19 protein-coding genes are annotated in these 18128 nt (G+C 51.5%); 7 read left to right on the forward strand and 12 right to left on the reverse strand.

Features of this window, described 5'->3' with window-relative positions:
- Nucleotides 1-50 precede the first annotated feature (50 nt).
- The 3 genes from lpxM to znuA all read right to left on the reverse strand — a co-directional run bounded on the left by lpxM (nucleotide 51) and on the right by znuA (nucleotide 3454).
- The gene (lpxM, locus tag DT73_RS16430; RefSeq protein ID WP_369792630.1) at nucleotides 51-1022 is read right to left on the reverse strand and encodes a lauroyl-Kdo(2)-lipid IV(A) myristoyltransferase; all 972 of its coding nucleotides are present in this window, start codon (nucleotides 1020-1022) and stop codon (nucleotides 51-53) included.
- Between the two features lie 116 nt (nucleotides 1023-1138).
- Nucleotides 1139-2482 carry a murein DD-endopeptidase MepM gene (gene mepM, locus DT73_RS16435; RefSeq protein ID WP_036111732.1) on the reverse strand — a complete coding sequence of 448 codons (1344 nt, stop codon included), beginning with the start codon at nucleotides 2480-2482 and terminating at the stop codon, nucleotides 1139-1141.
- A 15-nt stretch (nucleotides 2483-2497) separates the two neighbouring features.
- Complete coding sequence (gene znuA, locus DT73_RS16440) at nucleotides 2498-3454, reverse strand: zinc ABC transporter substrate-binding protein ZnuA (protein ID WP_036111734.1); 957 nt, start codon at nucleotides 3452-3454, stop codon at nucleotides 2498-2500.
- Nucleotides 3455-3530: 76 nt separating this feature from the next.
- Between znuA and znuC the strand changes: the two genes are divergently transcribed.
- Together znuC and znuB are read left to right on the forward strand one after the other, a co-directional pair.
- Entirely contained in the window at nucleotides 3531-4286 is a 756-nt protein-coding gene (znuC, locus tag DT73_RS16445; RefSeq protein WP_036111736.1) for a zinc ABC transporter ATP-binding protein ZnuC, read from the forward strand.
- Nucleotides 4283-5068, forward strand: a complete 786-nt coding sequence (gene znuB / locus DT73_RS16450; RefSeq protein ID WP_036111739.1) for a zinc ABC transporter permease subunit ZnuB — start codon at nucleotides 4283-4285, stop codon at nucleotides 5066-5068. The genes znuC and znuB overlap by 4 nt, the downstream gene beginning before the upstream one ends.
- Before the next feature lie 103 nt (nucleotides 5069-5171).
- Here the strand turns inward: znuB and ruvB are convergent, their stop codons facing one another.
- The 7 genes from ruvB to DT73_RS16485 form a co-directional block, all read right to left on the reverse strand.
- Nucleotides 5172-6182, reverse strand: coding sequence for a Holliday junction branch migration DNA helicase RuvB (gene ruvB, locus DT73_RS16455; protein WP_036111741.1), 1011 nt, complete (start codon nucleotides 6180-6182; stop codon nucleotides 5172-5174).
- Nucleotides 6183-6190: 8 nt separating this feature from the next.
- On the reverse strand, nucleotides 6191-6802 hold the full coding sequence (ruvA, locus tag DT73_RS16460; protein WP_036111744.1) for a Holliday junction branch migration protein RuvA: 612 nt from the start codon (nucleotides 6800-6802) through the stop codon (nucleotides 6191-6193).
- Between the two features lie 78 nt (nucleotides 6803-6880).
- On the reverse strand, nucleotides 6881-7402 hold the full coding sequence (gene ruvC / locus DT73_RS16465; protein ID WP_036111746.1) for a crossover junction endodeoxyribonuclease RuvC: 522 nt from the start codon (nucleotides 7400-7402) through the stop codon (nucleotides 6881-6883).
- A 36-nt stretch (nucleotides 7403-7438) separates the two neighbouring features.
- Nucleotides 7439-8179 (reverse strand): YebC/PmpR family DNA-binding transcriptional regulator, encoded by a 741-nt coding sequence (locus DT73_RS16470; RefSeq protein ID WP_036111749.1) that lies wholly within the window; start codon nucleotides 8177-8179, stop codon nucleotides 7439-7441.
- A gap of 23 nt (nucleotides 8180-8202) precedes the next feature.
- A complete protein-coding gene (gene nudB / locus DT73_RS16475) occupies nucleotides 8203-8646 on the reverse strand; it encodes a dihydroneopterin triphosphate diphosphatase (protein ID WP_036111751.1) in 444 nt (147 codons plus the stop codon).
- 1 nt (nucleotide 8647) lies between these two features.
- Nucleotides 8648-10426 carry an aspartate--tRNA ligase gene (aspS, locus tag DT73_RS16480; protein ID WP_036111753.1) on the reverse strand — a complete coding sequence of 593 codons (1779 nt, stop codon included), beginning with the start codon at nucleotides 10424-10426 and terminating at the stop codon, nucleotides 8648-8650.
- A 37-nt stretch (nucleotides 10427-10463) separates the two neighbouring features.
- The gene (locus DT73_RS16485; RefSeq protein ID WP_036111757.1) at nucleotides 10464-10682 is read right to left on the reverse strand and encodes a hypothetical protein; all 219 of its coding nucleotides are present in this window, start codon (nucleotides 10680-10682) and stop codon (nucleotides 10464-10466) included.
- Between the two features lie 62 nt (nucleotides 10683-10744).
- On the opposite strand from DT73_RS16485, the gene DT73_RS16490 reads away from it, so the two are divergent.
- The 4 genes from DT73_RS16490 (at nucleotide 10745) to cmoB (ending at nucleotide 13788) form a co-directional block, all read left to right on the forward strand.
- A complete protein-coding gene (locus tag DT73_RS16490; RefSeq protein ID WP_036111760.1) occupies nucleotides 10745-11563 on the forward strand; it encodes a DUF72 domain-containing protein in 819 nt (272 codons plus the stop codon).
- Nucleotides 11564-11641: 78 nt separating this feature from the next.
- Nucleotides 11642-12037, forward strand: coding sequence for an MAPEG family protein (locus tag DT73_RS16495; protein WP_036111761.1), 396 nt, complete (start codon nucleotides 11642-11644; stop codon nucleotides 12035-12037).
- A 39-nt stretch (nucleotides 12038-12076) separates the two neighbouring features.
- The gene (gene cmoA, locus DT73_RS16500; RefSeq protein WP_036111764.1) at nucleotides 12077-12820 is read left to right on the forward strand and encodes a carboxy-S-adenosyl-L-methionine synthase CmoA; all 744 of its coding nucleotides are present in this window, start codon (nucleotides 12077-12079) and stop codon (nucleotides 12818-12820) included.
- Nucleotides 12817-13788: a tRNA 5-methoxyuridine(34)/uridine 5-oxyacetic acid(34) synthase CmoB gene (gene cmoB, locus DT73_RS16505; protein WP_036111767.1), complete on the forward strand. Its 972-nt coding sequence runs from the start codon at nucleotides 12817-12819 to the stop codon at nucleotides 13786-13788. Before cmoA ends, cmoB begins: the two co-directional genes overlap by 4 nt.
- An 88-nt stretch (nucleotides 13789-13876) precedes the next feature.
- Here the strand turns inward: cmoB and mqo are convergent, their stop codons facing one another.
- Both mqo and cutC read right to left on the reverse strand, forming a co-directional pair.
- Nucleotides 13877-15514 carry a malate dehydrogenase (quinone) gene (mqo, locus tag DT73_RS16510; protein WP_036111771.1) on the reverse strand — a complete coding sequence of 546 codons (1638 nt, stop codon included), beginning with the start codon at nucleotides 15512-15514 and terminating at the stop codon, nucleotides 13877-13879.
- 636 nt (nucleotides 15515-16150) lie between these two features.
- On the reverse strand, nucleotides 16151-16897 hold the full coding sequence (cutC, locus tag DT73_RS16515) for a copper homeostasis protein CutC (RefSeq protein ID WP_036111774.1): 747 nt from the start codon (nucleotides 16895-16897) through the stop codon (nucleotides 16151-16153).
- Between the two features lie 80 nt (nucleotides 16898-16977).
- Here cutC and DT73_RS16520 point away from each other — a divergent pair, with 80 nt between their 5' ends.
- A complete protein-coding gene (locus DT73_RS16520) occupies nucleotides 16978-18117 on the forward strand; it encodes a MalY/PatB family protein (RefSeq protein WP_036111777.1) in 1140 nt (379 codons plus the stop codon).
- Nucleotides 18118-18128 lie beyond the last annotated feature (11 nt).

Here is an 18128-nt window from a genome sequence, read left to right on the forward strand (position 1 = left end):
GGCTAAAAGCAGCCAGTCTGTTCTGTGCGCAGCAATAGAAACCTCAGTTATCACTTGCCCCGCGGGAACAATTCTTTACGCCTGTAGGGCTCTGTTTCACCGGGTTTACGAGTTTTCAGTAACTTCAGTATCCAGGTGTACTGTTCCGGATTTGGACCAACCAGTTGTTCCACCTCGTCGTTCATGCGCCGTGCAATCGTGGCATCGTCGGCCTCACGCAAATCGTCCATCGGTGGGCGCAGGTAAATATCCAGCTTATGGGTTTGTGCGTTGTATACCGGGAACATAGGAACTACGCGCGCACGGCAAACCTTCATCAACCGCCCAATGGCAGGCAAGGTTGCTTTGTAGGTAGCAAAGAAATCAACAAATTCACTTTGTTCCGGGCCGTGATCTTCATCGGGCAAGTAATAGCCCCAGTAGCCCTGCCGAACAGAACTGATAAAGGGCTTTATGCCATCATTACGGGCATGCAACCGGCCACCAAAACGCCGCCTTACGGTGTTCCATGCATAATCAAATACGGGGTTACCCTGGTTATGAAACATTGCAGCCATATTGTTACCCTGCGCCGCAAGTACCATAGCGGGTATATCGACAGCCCAGCCATGAGGCACCAGGAAAATCACATTTTCCTGCCTGGCACGCAGTTCTTCGATGATTTCCGCATGGTGCCACTGAACACGTTTTTTCACATGCTCAGGGCCACGTAGTGCTAATTCAGCCATCAAAACCATAGATTGTGGTGCGGTGGCAAACATCCGGTCAATGACAGCTTCACGCTCTGCTTCCGGCATATCCGGAAAACAATAGAACAAATTAATACGCGCCCGGCGGCGTGCCCCACCCGCTAACCTGCCTGCTTTGATCCCGATAAAGCCCAGTAAAGGATCACGTAATTTAGGCGGCACCAGCGCCAGAGCGGCAAATGCGCCCACACCTAACCATGCTCCCCAGTAACGTGGGTGCAGGAATGCGCGCTCAAACTCAGGGATGTATTCACTATTCGCTTTTTTGCTCATTTCCATGCCGTTATCAGCCAGTCCTCAGTATTACTTTTATTTTAGCGGGCTAAATCTACCAGATAAAAGAAAAGCCGGCACTTGATTAAGTACCGGCTTGCAGGCGGGTAAACGATTTAATTAAGCACTAATTGCGGTCTGATTTCACGAACCTGTGCCAGGTAAGCTCTGCGATCTGCCCCGGCCAGCCCTTCAGTCCGTGGCAGTTTAGCCGTCAGCGGGTTAACCGCCTGCTGGTTAATCCACACTTCAAAATGCAGATGAGGCCCGGTTGAACGCCCTGTATTACCGGAAAGTGCAATACGTTCACCACGTTTCACTTTATCACCCGGTTTCACCAGCAGTTTCTTCAGGTGCATGTAACGTGTTGTATATGTGCGCCCATGGCGAATAGCGACATAATTACCCGCAGCGCCATCATGTTTGGCTACAATCACCTCGCCATCGCCTACAGACAACACAGGCGTCCCCTGAGGCATGGCAAAATCAACACCACGGTGAGGGGCAATACGCCCGGTAACCGGGTTCAGACGGCGAGGATTAAAGTTCGATGACACGCGGAACTGACGGCTGGTTGGGAACCTCAGGAACCCTTTGGCCAGGCCATTACCGTTCTGGTCGTAGAATTTGCCATCATCAGCCCGGATAGCGAAGTAGTCTTTACCACCGGTTTTCAAACGCACACCAAGTAAATGGCTCTGGGCACGTTTGCCATCAAGTTGTTCGCGAGAAATTAACGCAGAAAACTCATCTCCTGCTTTCAGTTTGCGGAAATCCATTTGCCACTGGAGTGCTTTCACTACGTCGTTCACTTCATTGCTGCTAAGCCCTGCGGCTCTGGCACTGGCAACAAAACTCCCGGAAACCTTGCCCTTAACAACCCGATTAACCCATTCGCCCTGCTGTACTTCAACATCGCGTTTGAAACCGTTATCAGTGCGATCATAGACGCGGGTTTCACGCCGGGAAATGTCCCATGATAGTTGTTGCAAATTACCGTCAGGAGTAAGCGTCCAGGAGAGTTGCTGGCCGATTTTGAGGTTTTCCAGGTCTTTATCGGTGCTGGTTAACTGGCTGATTTCTCCCATATCAATACCGTATTGATTGAGAATACTGCTCAGTGTATCACCAGTAGATACCACGTAATCCTGGACACCATTGGTTGATGCCGTGTCATCGCTGCCATCCTGTGTCGCTGTATCATCAGGTGGTAACGCAACATCTACATCATCTGCTGATGTCTGGTCAATGGGCTCACTGGCCTCTGGCATCAGCGTATGAGCGGGCTTGCTATCATGAAGATCCAATGCCTTCACAACGGGTGTGGCATCGGGATGGTAAACATAGGGCCGCCATACGGCGACCGATAAAGTGAGTACTGTCAGGGACCCCAGCAAAACGCGATGGGGTCTGGGCAGGCTGTTAAAAGCCATAGCGACAGAGCGGGCTATCTGTTGCACGTACAAAAATCCTCGTTAATCTCCTTTCAGACAGCTCGTGTACTGATGAGACAAGTGGGTTAAAAACTGCATGTAGCTGTCTTTACCCAACGCGATACCACTTCCTAACGGGTCCAGGGTCCCAATGCGCACCCCTGTACCACGGGCAACGGCCTCGACAACGGCTGGTCTGAATTGTGGTTCAGCAAAGACACATACCGCCTTTTGCTCAACCAACTCTGTTCTGATGTTATGTAAACGCTGTGCACCCGGTTGAATTTCAGGGTTTACGGTAAAGTGCCCGAGAGATGTCAGACCGTACTGTTTTTCAAAATAGCCATACGCATCATGAAAAACGAAATACCCCTTCGTTTTCACCGGTGACAGCTCGTCTGCAATCTGCTTGTCCGTGCGGGCTAATTCTGCCTCAAATTGCTGCAGGTTTGCGTCTAGTTTGGCTTTATTTTTCGGCATAAGTTCCACTAATTTATCGTGAATTGCAACCGCTGCCAGTCTTGATATTTCAGGTGAAAGCCAGATATGCATGTTGTACTCACCATGATGGTGATCATCATCACCATTTTTGTCATGATGAGCCTCTTCACTATGTCCCTGCTCATGGTCATGATCGTCGTCGTCATCACCTTTCATGAGTAACGGTTTCACAGCTGCCAGGGTGGACAGAGCGATGTTTTTATCACCCGCCTGTTGAGCCACCGGTTTTTGCATGAAGGCCTCCATTTCTGGGCCAACCCACACTACTAACTCACTGTTTTTTAATTTTATTATATCGCCAGGTTTCAATGCATAATCGTGTGCAGATGCGCCATCCGGGAGTAATACTTCTGTCTTAGTCACCCCATCAGCAATGGCGGATGCGATAAAACCCAGTGGTTTAATTGAGGTGACAACATCGGCCTGAGCCACTACAGTAGTGCCAGCCCAAAGCGCTACTGTAAAGCTTGCGCAAAGAAATGTCTTTTTATGTAACATAATGCGTTATTCCATCATCATTTCAGCGAAGTTTGTGATATTATAACATTCGTTAACTTCTGCAACGTTTAAATCCATGAACAATCTTGTCTCACTGGAAAACGTGTCGGTGTCATTCGGGCAACGGCGTGTTTTATCAGATATTTCATTCTCCCTTAAGCCCGGGCGCATCCTTACGCTGTTGGGGCCCAATGGCGCCGGTAAATCCACTCTGGTGCGTGTAGTGCTGGGCCTGGTAGCGCCAGATGAAGGAAAAATCAACCGTGACCGTGGGTTGCGCATTGGCTATGTCCCACAAAAACTCCACCTGGACGCCACTCTGCCCCTTACCGTGAGCCGGTTTTTGCGCTTACGCCCGGGGGTAAAAAAAGCAGATTTACTCCCTGCCCTCAAACGGGTTAATGCTGCACATCTGCTTGAAGCGCCTATGCAAAAACTGTCTGGTGGGGAAAACCAGCGGGTTCTGCTGGCAAGGGCTTTGATGAATTCACCGCAGTTATTAGTGCTGGATGAACCCACCCAGGGTGTGGATGTGAACGGACAGTTGGCACTCTATAACCTGATTGACCAGTTGCGTAAAGAGCTGGATTGCGCAGTGCTGATGGTTTCTCATGACCTGCATTTGGTGATGGCGAAAACCGATGACGTGCTGTGCCTTAATCATCATATTTGTTGCTCCGGCACGCCAGAAAGCGTGTCTATGCACCCAGAGTTTATCGCGATGTTTGGCGCCACAGGTGCGGAACAACTCGCAGTCTACCGCCACCACCATAATCACCGCCATGATTTACGTGGCCGCATTGTATTACGCAAAGGGAATGGCGCTTCATGATAGAAATTCTTTTACCCGGCTGGATTGCGGGTGTGTTACTGGCCTGTGCTGCCGGGCCACTGGGGTCGTTTGTCGTCTGGCGGCGGATGTCTTATTTTGGTGACACACTGGCTCACGCATCCTTGCTTGGCGTGGCGTTCGGTTTATTGCTCAATGTCAGCCCATTCTATGCAGTTATCGCCGTAACACTGGTGCTTGCGGCAGGGTTAGTCTGGCTTGAGAAACGCCAGCATCTTGCTGTTGATACTTTACTCGGCATCCTTGCACACAGTGCCCTGTCGTTAGGCCTGGTTGTGGTCAGCCTGATGGCAAATGTCCGGGTCGATTTAATGGCCTACCTGTTTGGTGATTTATTGGCAGTCACCCCAACAGATTTAGTGACGATTGCACTTGGCGTGTGTGTCGTTATTGGACTACTTTGCTGGCAATGGCGCAGCTTGCTGGCTATGACTATCAGCCCTGAACTGGCATTTGTCGATGGTGTGCGTATCCAGCGGGTAAAACTGATGCTGATGCTGGTTACCGCGCTAACGATAGGTGTTTCCATGAAGTTCGTCGGCGCACTAATTATTACATCACTGCTGATTATTCCGGCTGCAACTGGCCGCCGCTTTGCACGCACTCCGGAGCAAATGGCAGGTTATGCCGTACTGGTGGGCATTCTGGCGGTGACTGGCGGCCTGGCTTTTTCTGCTTTCTATGACACCCCGGCCGGGCCTTCAGTAGTGTTAAGCGCTGCCTGCCTGTTCATGCTCAGCATGATGAAAAAGACTGCGGTGTAATTGCGGTTCCAGTGAATAATAAAGCCCCTGCACGGTTTTACCCGGCAGGGGCTTTATTGTACTGGCCAGTGGGTGCTGGTTTGTGAATACGCACCACTGATAATCAGCCGTTTTCCGGTGGAGTAATCCCGAAGTGCTGCCAGGCGCGGTTTGTCGCCATACGCCCGCGTGGTGTACGTTGAATAAACCCTTGCTGAATCAGATAGGGTTCAAGAACGTCTTCGATAGTTTCGCGCTCTTCACCAATCGCTGCGGCCAGGTTATCCAGACCAACCGGGCCACCCATAAATTTGTCGATAATTGCCAGCAGCAATTTACGGTCCATATAGTCAAAACCCTGGACATCGACATTCAGCATATCCAGCGCCTGGCTCGCGACATCAGCGCTGATCACTCCGTTATGGCGCACCTCCGCGTAATCTCTTACCCGGCGTAGTAACCGGTTAGCGATACGGGGTGTTCCTCGCGCCCTGCGTGCCAGCTCCAGTGCAGCATCTGCCGCCATATCCAGCCCCATAAACCCGGCGCTACGGGCGACGATATGTTGCAGGTCATTTACCTGATAAAATTCCAGGCGCTGCACTATCCCGAAACGGTCACGTAAAGGCGAAGTCAGCGACCCGGCCCGCGTGGTTGCCCCCACCAGTGTAAAGGGTGGCAAATCAATCTTGATTGAACGAGCAGCCGGCCCTTCACCTATCATGATATCGAGCTGGTAGTCTTCCATTGCCGGGTACAGTACTTCTTCCACCACCGGAGAAAGGCGGTGGATTTCATCGATAAACAACACATCGTTGGGTTCGAGATTAGTCAGCATCGCCGCTAGGTCGCCAGCTTTTTCAAGCACGGGCCCGGACGTGGTACGTAAATTCACGCCCATCTCGTTCGCCACGATATTTGCCAGCGTGGTTTTCCCAAGCCCCGGCGGGCCAAAAATCAGCAGATGGTCGAGCGCATCGCCACGCAAACGCGCCGCTTCAATAAAAATCTCCATCTGCTTGCGGACTTCAGGCTGACCAACATATTCCTGCAGCATTTTAGGGCGGATCGCCCTGTCGATGTTGTCTTCCGGGCCCTGGTTGTCTGGCGAAACCAGACGGTCGGCTTCAATCATTGTTTACCTCACAGCACTGCGCGCAACGCTTCACGAATCAGTGTTTCACTGTTCGCGCCAGATGTTGCCACTTTCGAAACCATACGGCTTGCTTCCTGAGGTTTATAACCCAAAGCCACCAGTGCGGCTACGGCTTCAGCTTCAGCGTCATCGGCCGAGGCACTCGCAGGCGCACTCAAGACCAAATCAGCCGCAGGGGTAAACAGGTCACCGTGCATGCCTTTAAAGCGGTCTTTCATTTCAACCACCAGGCGTTCTGCTGTTTTTTTACCGATACCGGGAAGCTTCACTAACGAAGCGGGTTCTTCCCGTTCAACAGCATTCACAAACTGCTGTGCCGACATCCCTGATAAAATAGCCAGCGCCAGTTTCGGCCCAACACCATTTACTTTGATTAGCTCACGAAACAGTGTGCGTTCCTGTTTATTATTAAACCCAAACAGTAGTTGCGCATCTTCTCGTACCACAAAGTGCGTAAACACCACCGCTTCTTTACCTACTTCAGGCAGCTCATAGAAGCAGGTCATTGGCATGTGGATTTCGTAACCCACGCCACCTGTCTCCAGCAATACCTGAGGCGGTTGCTTTTCCAGCACAATCCCTCTGAGTCGGCCTATCACACTTTGCTCCTGATCTTTATTGGACGGAATTAACGGTACCTATAATATAAAAAAGGCTGGATAAATATCCAGCCTGATTTACCGCAACCTGCCTCGCGCCAAATTTAGCCTCGCTGAACCAGCCTGAATCGCATTCTGGCTGATATGGCAATGCGTAATGGCAATCGCCAGGGCATCCGCGGCATCCGCCTGCGGGTTAGAAGGCAGGTTGAGTAACCTGCGCACCATGTGCTGAACCTGCGCTTTCTCGGCACTACCAATCCCTGTTACCGTTTGTTTAACCTGCCTTGCCGCATATTCAAACACCGGTAAGTCATGGTTAACAGCAGCAACAATTGCCACCCCGCGTGCCTGCCCCAGTTTTAAAGCTGAGTCGGCGTTTTTTGCCATAAAGACTTGCTCAATGGCGAAATAATCCGGGGCAAACTGGGTGATAATTTCGCTGACGCCAGCGTAAATCAGTTTCAGCCGTGACGGGAGGTCTGCCACCTGAGTGCGGATGCATCCGCTACCCAGGTAACTCAGTTGCCGCCCCGTCTGGCGTATTACGCCATAGCCAGTAATGCGGGAGCCAGGATCAATACCCAGAATAATGGACATCACCCGCCTCCGGCATATGGCGTGCTGGTGCAATAATCAAAGGGTCGCCGCGACTTCGTCAGAGATCTCACCGTTGTGGTAGACTTCCTGCACGTCATCGCAGTCTTCCAGCATATCGATAAGGCGCAGCAATTTCGGTGCTGTGTCTTCATCCATATCCGCTTTGGTCGACGGGATCATTGCAACTTCAGCAGCATCGGCTTTCAGGCCTGCCGCTTCCAGTGCATCACGCACAGCGCCCATTTCTTCCCAGGCAGTGTAAACATCGACAGCACCATCATCGTATGCGACAACATCTTCCGCACCTGCTTCTAACGCTGCTTCCATAATGGTGTCTTCGTCACCTGCTTCAAAAGAGATAACCCCTTTTTTGCTGAACAGGTAAGCAACCGAACCATCAGTACCCAGGTTACCACCGGTTTTAGTGAAAGCATGACGCACTTCGGCAACCGTACGGTTACGGTTGTCACTCAGGCATTCAACCATAACGGCTGTACCGCCAGGGCCGTAACCTTCATAAATGATGGTTTCCATGTTTGCGTCGTCATCGCCACCCACGCCACGCTGAATCGCGCGGTTTAAGGTGTCGCGCGTCATGTTGTTTGCCAGCGCTTTATCAACAGCAGCACGCAAACGCGGGTTAGACCCCGGATCGCCGCCACCCAAACGGGCAGCCGTAACCAGCTCGCGAATAATTTTGGTAAAAATTTTACCGCGTTTGGCATCCTGTGCCGCTTTGCGGTGCTTCGTGTTGGCCCATTTACTATGACCTGCCATAACTTTCTCCAAAAACGCCTTATTCAGGCGGCATCGATTACAAACTCTTCAATCGCCTGCCGGTTACTCCAGGACTTAGTGAGTACCGCTGCATCTGCCGCGCTCACCCATTTCCAGTCAAGATGTTCTGAAATCACAACAGACCGTTCTTGGGGCAGAGCCAGGCAGAACCATGACTCTACATTGCGCACAATGCCCGGGGCATAGCGATGACGTAAATGTGTAAATATTTCAAACTCCACACGCCGCTGGCAGTCGATCAAGGCCAGTTGCTCACTGGCAACATCAATGGCGACCTCTTCCTTTACTTCGCGAAGTGCGGCATCCACGGCGCTTTCCCCCTCTTCCAGGCTGCCTGTCACAGACTGCCAGAATGTGGGGTCATCACGCCGTTGTAACATTAACACCCGGCCAGTGTCCTGGGCATAGATCACCACCAGAACAGAGACAGGCCGTTTAAATGCCATGTTACTTATTCTCCTGAGCGTTCTTTTTCACCACTTGCAGGCTTAACTCTTCCAGGGCGGCCGGGTTAGCGAAGCTGGGTGCCTCAGTCATCAGGCATGCTGCGGCTGTCGTTTTCGGGAACGCGATAACATCACGAATATTTTCCGTCCCGGTCAGCAACATGGTCAGGCGATCAAGGCCAAATGCCAGGCCAGCATGAGGAGGCGTACCATATTTCAGTGCATCCAGCAGGAAGCCAAATTTTTCGCGCTGTTCATGCTCATTGATACCCAAAATGCCAAATACGGTTTGCTGCATTTCGCCATTATGAATACGCACTGAACCACCACCCACTTCATAGCCGTTGATAACCATATCGTAAGCATTGGCAATCGCGGTTTCTGGTGCGGTTTTCAGTTCAGCCGGAGACATATCACGCGGAGAGGTAAACGGATGGTGCATGGCAGCCAGACCACCTTCGCCATCCTCTTCAAACATGGGGAAGTCGATAACCCATAGCGGGGCCCAGGCTTTGTCGTCGGTGATTTGCAGGTCTTTACCTACTTTAAGGCGCAGCGCACCCATGGCGTCAGAAACGGTACGGGCTTTATCAGCACCGAAGAAAATCATGTCACCGTCCTGCGCCCCAGTGCGGGTAAGGATGGCTTCAATAATTTCTGCCGTTAAGAATTTAGCCACCGGGCTATTAATGCCTTCAGGACCGGCATCACGCTGGTTAACTTTGATATACGCCAGGCCTTTGGCACCGTAGATCTCAACAAATTTACCGTATTCATCAATTTGTTTACGGGTCAGATGTGCGCCGCCTGGAACACGCAATGCCGCAACACGGCCTTTGGCGTCATTGGCCGGGCCTGCGAACACTTTAAATTCAACAGATTTTACCAGGTCCGCAACATCAACCAGTTCCATTGGATTACGCAGGTCTGGCTTATCAGAGCCGTAGCGCCGGTCTGCCTCAGCAAATGTCATGACCGGGAAATCACCCAGGTCAACACCTTTGATTTCCAGCCATAACTTACGGATCATCGCTTCCATAGTTTCGCGCACTTGCTCTGCGGACAGGAAGGAGGTTTCCACATCAATTTGGGTAAACTCAGGCTGGCGGTCAGCACGCAGGTCTTCGTCGCGGAAGCATTTAACAATTTGATAGTAGCGATCGAAGCCAGACATCATCAGCAGCTGTTTGAACAACTGGGGAGATTGCGGCAACGCGTAAAACTTCCCTTTATGAACGCGGCTGGGAACCAGGTAGTCACGCGCACCTTCCGGGGTAGCTTTGGTCAGCATTGGCGTTTCGATATCCAAAAACCCGTGCTCATCCATAAACCGGCGCACAAAACTGGTGATTTTGGCACGCGTTTTCAGGCGTTGTGCCATTTCCGGACGGCGTAAGTCCAGATAGCGGTATTTCAGACGCGCTTCTTCAGTATTGACCTGATTGGAGTCCAGCGGAAGTGGTTCTGAGCGGTTGATGATATTGAGGTCAGTGGCAAATACTTCCACTTCGCCAGTTGCCATATCACGGTTTACGTTCTTTTCATCACGCGCGCGAACAACACCCGTAACCTGAATGCAGAACTCATTACGCAGTTCAGCCGCAGCACCAAAGGCCTGCTGGCGATCCGGGTCGAAGAAAACCTGCACGATGCCTTCACGGTCGCGCATATCAATAAAAATAAGACTACCGAGATCGCGACGGCGATTAACCCAACCACACAGTGTTACCTGCTGCCCAACATGGGACAGATTGAGCTGCCCACAATAATCTGTACGCATGAGATATCCCTTAACTTCGCTGCGCCGGTACTGCTTTTCAGTTAGAGAAAAACGCCCCGCAGCGTTGGCTGATAGCCACAACTGGATGAAAAAAGGCGGCTATTATACTGGAAATTCCGCCTGCCGATAAGCCCATCGCACCCTGGCTGATTGATTGCTGTGCGCGGGCTTGCATCTGTGGGCTAAATTTAACAAAAATAACTAGCCGGGTAACGGCATTAACACGTAAGGTGCCATTCTTTGTAACTTTTGCCACAACCGGTTACCCTGCGTAAATTCATACGCCCCATTGCAAGGCTGAGCAGGTGCTAAACAGTTATGTTGTATATTGGTTTACCCCAGTGGTCACACCCTAAGTGGCGGCAATGGGGTATTACATCACTGGAAGAGTATGCGCGTTATTTCAACTGTGTAGAAGGCAACACCACGCTGTATGCTGTTCCTTCTGCAGAAACCGTTATGCGCTGGCGGGCAATGAGCCACGATGACTTCCGCTTTTGTTTCAAATTCCCGGCCACTATCAGCCACCAGGCGGCACTACGCGATTGCGCAAGTTTGACGCAGGAATTTTTGCAACGAATGGAGCCACTGGCAGAGCGTGTCGCTCAATACTGGCTGCAACTCCCGGCGGCTTTTTCTCCCCGGGATTTACCTGCCTTATGGGCGTTTCTTGGCGCCTTACCGCAGGGGTTCAACTGGGGCGTTGAAGTACGCCACCCGGCGTTTTTCGAAAAAGGCGATGCGGAACGGGCATTAAACCAGGGGCTGCATGCCCGGGGCGTAAACCGGGTAATTCTCGACAGCAGACCAGTGCATTCAGCCACAGCCTCAACCCCTGCTATGGTGGAAGCGCAGCGCAAAAAACCACGGCTTCCGGTTCATGCGGTGCTAACCGGAACCATGCCTGTTGTGCGGTTCATCGCCAGTGATGATATGCCGCAAAGCGCTGGTTTGTTCAATAACTGGATTAACTGCCTGTCTGGCTGGTCTGCAGACCATAACCCATTCTTGTTTTTGCACACCCCGGATATTGGTGAAGTTCACCAAATTGTGACGACGTTATTACCCGAACTCCAGCGCCTGGCGCCCGGTTTCACACCACCACCCGCGCAACCGGAACAGTCCACCTTGTTTTGATAGCCTGGCGACAGACCAGCACGTTCAGGCTATTATTGTTTCAGCTCACGTAAGGTTGGGCAAAAAAATGGAGTTTTTATGGTCAGCGCACTGTATGCAGTTCTTGGCGCGTTATTGTTGCTTAAGTTGTCTGTTGATGTAGTCAGAATTCGCGTGCAGTACCATGTTGCCTATGGTGACGGGGGGTTTTCTGAACTGCAAAGCGCCATTCGCGTACATGGCAATGCAGTAGAGTACATTCCCGTCGGGCTTATCTTGTTGCTCTTTTTCGAAATGAATGGCGCTGCCTACTGGATGGTGCATGCATGCGGCAGCATTTTGCTTATTGGGCGAATCATGCATTACTACGGCTACCGGCACCGGCTTTTCCCCTGGCGCAGAGCTGGCATGGCCTGTACCTGGCTCTCTTTAGTGTTAATGGTGCTCGGTAATCTGTGGTTTATGCCATGGGAGTTGGTTTTCTCGTTCCGTTAACGCACAATACGGCACTTTGTAATTCTCGGATTCCTCGTTATGTCTAACCGCGACATGCTGTTCTCTGCGCCTATCGCCAGCCTTGGCGACTGGACCTTTGATGAACGGGTTGCTGAAGTTTTCCCGGATATGATCCAACGCTCGGTACCGGGCTACTCCAACATTATCTCTATGATAGGCATGCTGGCCGGGCGCTTCGTTACGCCAGCAAGCCAGGTTTACGACTTAGGTTGCTCGCTGGGCGCAGCCACACTTTCGGCGCGGCGTAATATCACGCATGAAGATTGCCGGATTATTGCTGTCGATAACTCAGCGCCAATGGTTGAACGTTGCCGCCGTCATCTGGACGCGTTCCGTGCAGCCACGCCTGTTGATGTATTAGAAGCCGATATTCGTGATGTGCCAATTGAGAATGCTTCACTGGTGATCCTTAATTTCACCTTGCAGTTTCTCGCACCGGATGACCGACTGGCACTGCTCAGCAAAATTTACCAGGGCCTGAACCCGGGTGGCGCGCTGGTGTTATCGGAAAAGTTCAGCTTTCCGGATCAGCAAATGGGTGAACTGTTGTTTGATATGCACCTGGATTTTAAACGCGCCAATGGCTACAGCGAACTGGAAATCAGCCAGAAACGCAGCATGCTGGAAAACGTGATGCTGACTGACTCCGTCGATACCCATAAAGCAAGGTTACAGGCCGCCGGGTTCACGCATTGCGAACTCTGGTTCCAGTGTTTTAACTTTGGTTCTCTGGTTGCCATTAAATCAGGAGAATCAGCGTGACTGACTTTGGGCAATTTTACAGCCAGATTGCAACCGGCCCACTGGCACACTGGCTGGAGACTTTACCCGCGCAAATAGCACAATGGCAGCGCGAAGGGCAACATGGCCAGCTCAAACACTGGCAAAATGCCGTTTCTTTTCTGCCAGAGCGCACGCCTGACCATGTTGATTTAGTCAACAGCGTAAGTACACGCAGCGCAACCCCACTCAGTGAAGGGCAAATTACCGGGTTAACCCGCCTGCTCCAGCAACTCATGCCGTGGCGCAAGGGCCCTTATGATTTTTATGGTGTCCATATCGATACTGAGTGGCGCTCTGACTGGAAATGGGACCGTGTCGCTCCGCATATTTCACCACTGGCAGACCGGCTGGTGCTTGATGTCGGCTGTGGCAGCGGTTACCACATGTGGCGCATGGTGGGCGCTGGCGCAAAACTCGCAGTGGGGATTGACCCCACTCAGCTATTTCTCTGCCAGTTTGAAGCGGTACGTAAATTACTGGGCAATGACCAGCGCGCGCATTTGCTCCCGCTGGGAATCGAACAGTTACCGGCGCTCGAAGCGTTCGACACTGTGTTCTCAATGGGCGTGCTGTACCACCGCCGCTCGCCGCTCGACCATCTGTGGCAGTTGAAGAACCAGTTGGTCAGTGGCGGGGAACTGGTGCTGGAAACGCTGGTAATTGAAGGTGATGAGCAGGATGTTCTGGTACCAGGTGCGCGTTATGCACAGATGCGCAATGTGTACTTTATTCCGTCTGCTCTGGCGCTGAAAAACTGGCTTGAAAAATGCGGTTTTGTCGATGTACGTATTGTTGACCATAACTACACCACGGTAGATGAACAACGCCGGACAGCCTGGATGGAAACCGAATCTTTGGCTGACTTTCTCGACCCGCAAAACCCGCATCTGACCTGCGAGGGTTACCCGGCACCATTACGTGCGGTACTAATTGCCCGTAAACCCTGACATCCAGCAGCGATTTTATCCGTCCATAAAAAAACGCGCCCGGTGGTTACTCCGAAGCGCGTTTTCTTTTTTATTGCAAGGCGGTCAGTCAGATAGCGATATCCGCCACCAGTTCATCTTCTACCAGTTCACCTTCTGGCGATGGAGCTGCCTGGTTAACCGGGGTGGTGTTATGCACCAGCTCCAGCACATCACTGGTGTAATCCAGAATGTGCTCCGCCATCGCACTGTCTTCATCCAGTTGGTGGCCAAGAGAAGGCAACATGGCTTTCAGTTTTACCTGCCAGTCTGCACTCAGCATTTTGTCGGCAAACAAGCTACGCATTACATCAAGCATAATAGGTGCAGAAGTTGAAGCGCCAGGAGAAGCGCCCAATAAAGCCGCAACCGTACCCTGTTTGTCGCTCACCACTTCCGTTCCCAGCCGTAATACACCGCCTTTTTTCGTGTCCCGCTCAATAACCTGAACACGCTGGCCTGCCTGCCACAAGCGCCAGTCTTCTTTCTGTGCTTGTGGGTAATATTCACGTAACGCTGCCAGGCGATCTTTATCAGACTGCACTACCTGCCCGACCAGGTATTTCACAAGACTGAAATTATCAAGCCCAACATGCACCATCGGCATCAGGTTGGATGGCCGGGTTGATGACGGCAAATCCCACAGCGAGCCATTTTTCAGGAAACGCGTGGAGAAAGTGGCGAATGGGCCGAACAACAGAACCCGTTTACCATCCAGTACACGGGTATCAATATGCGGAACAGACATAGGTGGAGCACCAACAGAGGCTTTCCCATAGACCTTCGCCAGGTGTTTGTTGACCACTTCAGGCTTGTCGCACACTAAAAATTGCCCGCCTACCGGGAAGCCCGCATATGCTTTCGCTTCAGGAATACCCGATTTTTGCAGCAGTTTGAGTGCCGCGCCACCAGCGCCAATGAACACAGCTTTTGCTTTTACCCGGTGCGATGTTTTGCTGGCTTTATCAAGCAGGGTCACCGTCCAGCTATTATCAGGGTTACGGTGTAAATCCCGTACTTCAGTTCCCAGGCGTAAATGGAAATTGGCTTTTTTCTTCAGTGAAGCAACCAGTTGGCGGGTAATTTCGCCGAAGTTGACATCAGTGCCACCTTCCGTACAGGTTGCGGCAACTGGCTGAGCAGCATCGCGCCCTTCCATGACCAGCGGTGCCCAGGTTTTAATTTGTTCGTGATTTTCTGAATAAGACATTCCACGAAACAGAACGCGGTCCTTCAGTGCTGCATAACGGGCCCGCAGGAAATTAACGTTATCCTGCCCCCAAACAAAACTGACGTGAGGGACACTGCGAATAAAGGAACGCGGGTTTTGCAACACACCCTGCCGAACCTGCCAGGCCCAGAACTGGCGTGAAATCTGAAACGCTTCGTTGATGTCAACAGCTTTTTTGGTGCTGATTGCGCCGTTTTTATCAACCGGCGTGTAGTTCAGTTCCATTAGCGCGGAGTGCCCTGTACCGGCATTATTCCAGCCATTGGAGCTTTCCTGAGCCACATTATCCAGGCGTTCTACCATGGTGATAGACCAGTCTGGCTCAAGCTCCTGCAAATAGGTGCCCAGCGTGGCGCTCATAATGCCGCCACCAATAAGCAAAACATCTATTTCCTGCATTTTTGTTGCAGTGGCAGAGGAAGCCAATCCGTTGTTCCCTGTCCCCGGCTCATATTGCCCGGCAGCGATTTTTTTCATAACTTCATAGCCTTATAACTTTATTATCGCAATTGAAAGCGTTTTCAGAGATTCGGTATGCCATCGAGAGTGATGATGCGCAGGGTTTTATAGAGGTTAAACGTTTCACGTATCATCACCTATGCTGATACGTTAACACCAGGCAATGAAATTTTAAATAATTTTTAAATTATAAATTTTTTTGTTTTATTAATGTTTCTTAATTGTAAAACGAAGCATCCCTGTAAAAACAGACGATTGCATAGTTTTCAAACAACCATTCCCGAGCAATCGACAATAGCATTACCTTATCATTTAGCGCAACACCCCCTGCAACCTTTGATTTTCAGTGCTATTGCGGGATCCTGACAGGCACCGAGTTCTCTTTCTTGTTCCATAACCAGATAAATCTGTGAGTGGAATCGCATTCATCCTCAGCGCATGGTTATGCAGTAAATAAAATTATTTATATAACAATGAACTGGAAAGTGAGCCTGATTACCAGCAATAAAAAAATGCCCGCTGAATGCAGGCGTATCTATAATTTTTGGTTATTTATCGCGTTAACAGAAATTCAGGCATAAAAAAAGCCCCGACAAAAGATCGGGGCCTGGTACATGCAAACATCATATTGGGCGACATGATGTGCGGCAAAAATCAGTTTTCCGTGTGACCGGACAGAATCGCTTTCATCTCTGCTACCGCAGAGGCACTTACCCGGTAACGGCGAAACTCATCTGCATCCGGGTCTGCTGACATGGATACACCCTGATGCTGGTAACGCATAACCGATGGCACATATTCTCCGGCCGAGCTGTGAAGTTCCTGAATACCGTTTTCAACCAACAACCGGATGTTGGACGGGCGCACCCCCGCTCCTGCCATAATAATTGGAGTTCCGGCAATCCCAATAAGTTCCCTCAACAATGCAATTCCTTTCTCTGCACTGGCTGCCTGCCCGGATGTCAGTACCCGGGCAACACCCAAATCAGCTAACTGGCACAGCGCTTCCCGGGGGGAGCGGCATACATCGAAGGCGCGGTGAAAAGTCACTGCCATATTCCCTGCTGCTGCCATCACTCGCGACATTCTCGGCAAATCCACCTCACCATCTTCCCCCAGCACACCAGTTACAATGCCCGGGAACCCGGTATCGCGCATTCGGGAAATATCATCCAGCATGATTTCAAAGGAGTGTTCGTCGTAACAAAAGTCGCCACCACGTGGGCGAACAATTGGGTGAACGGGCAGCGTAACCATACGGCGAACCGCCTGTAACAGGCCCGCTGACGGGGTCAGGCCGCCTTCGGCAGGTGCCGAACATAACTCAATTCGGTCAGCGCCGGACTGCTGCGCAACCAGGGCGCAATCCAGGCTATAACAACAGATCTCCAGCAACGCCATTGACATTCTCCTTTTTACACTTAACCTGGTAGGTGTCCGTTTCGTCATTAGTCTGATTTATCTTTTCAAGCAGGGCAATCATGACATTCAATTTCGATGAGCATACCGACCGCTATCACAGCGACAGCATTAAATGGAATCACTGGCCGCCCTCCGTACTGCCAATGTGGGTAGCGGATACCGATTTTCGCTCCCCGCCTTGCGTAATTGAGGCGCTGCAGGCCCGTGTTGCACAAGGTGTGTTTGGATACGGTAAACATCCGGATGGCCTGGCTGAGGCCGTAGTTAACTGGCTGGCTAACCGTTACGACTGGCATATTGAGCCGGAGTGGCTGGTCTTTATTCCTGGTGTGGCAACCGGGTTAAATCTTGCCGTGCGCGCTTATTGCGGCCCGGACCAGGGAACGCTCGCACCGGAACCCATCTATCCACCATTTCGTAAAGCGGCACGCCTGGCGGGGCACACCCAGCTAAATGCACCGTTGTATCTGCAGGATGAACGGTGGGTGATGAATCTTGAGGAAGTCGAACCTCAGTTGTTGGGTAACGAGCGGTTACTGATGTTATGTAACCCACAAAACCCTGGCGGGACGGTGTATCGCCGTGATGAGTTGTTAGAACAACTGGCCTTTGCGCAACGCAATAACCTGATAGTCTGCTCTGATGAAATCCATTGTGACTTGTTGTTGGATGAAGGCACGCGCCATATTCCCTTCGCCAGCCTGAGTGACGACGCAGCACAGCGTACAGTCACCCTGATGGCACCGTCCAAAACCTGGAACATCGCCGGGCTGGGTGCTTCCTTTGCAATTATCGCCAACCCAGTATTGCGCCAGCGTTTTGTTGCCACGCGGGCAGGTATTGTCCCTGAAGTGGATATACTGGCGATTACGGCCGCAGAGGCAGCATTGCGAGAAGGCGGGCCATGGCTGGACGCACAATTGCAGGTGTTGCGTAACAACCGCGATACGCTATGTGCAGCCATAAACGCCCTGCCCGGTTTATCAGTCATCCCTCCTGAAGGCACCTACCTTGCCTGGGTAGACTGTTCAGGGCTGCCTGTTGATAACCCGGCGAAATTCTTCCTGGACGCCGGGTTAGGTTTTTCACCAGGGCGCGATTTTGGTAACAGCAGTTTTGTGCGCATTAATTTTGGCTGCACCCAGGAAACGCTCAACGAAGCTATCCTGCGTATCCAGCGCGCGGTTAATGCGCTGTAGGGTAAATGCGA

The organism is Mangrovibacter sp. MFB070 (assembly GCF_000705335.1).
Classification (GTDB): domain Bacteria; phylum Pseudomonadota; class Gammaproteobacteria; order Enterobacterales; family Enterobacteriaceae; genus Mangrovibacter; species Mangrovibacter plantisponsor.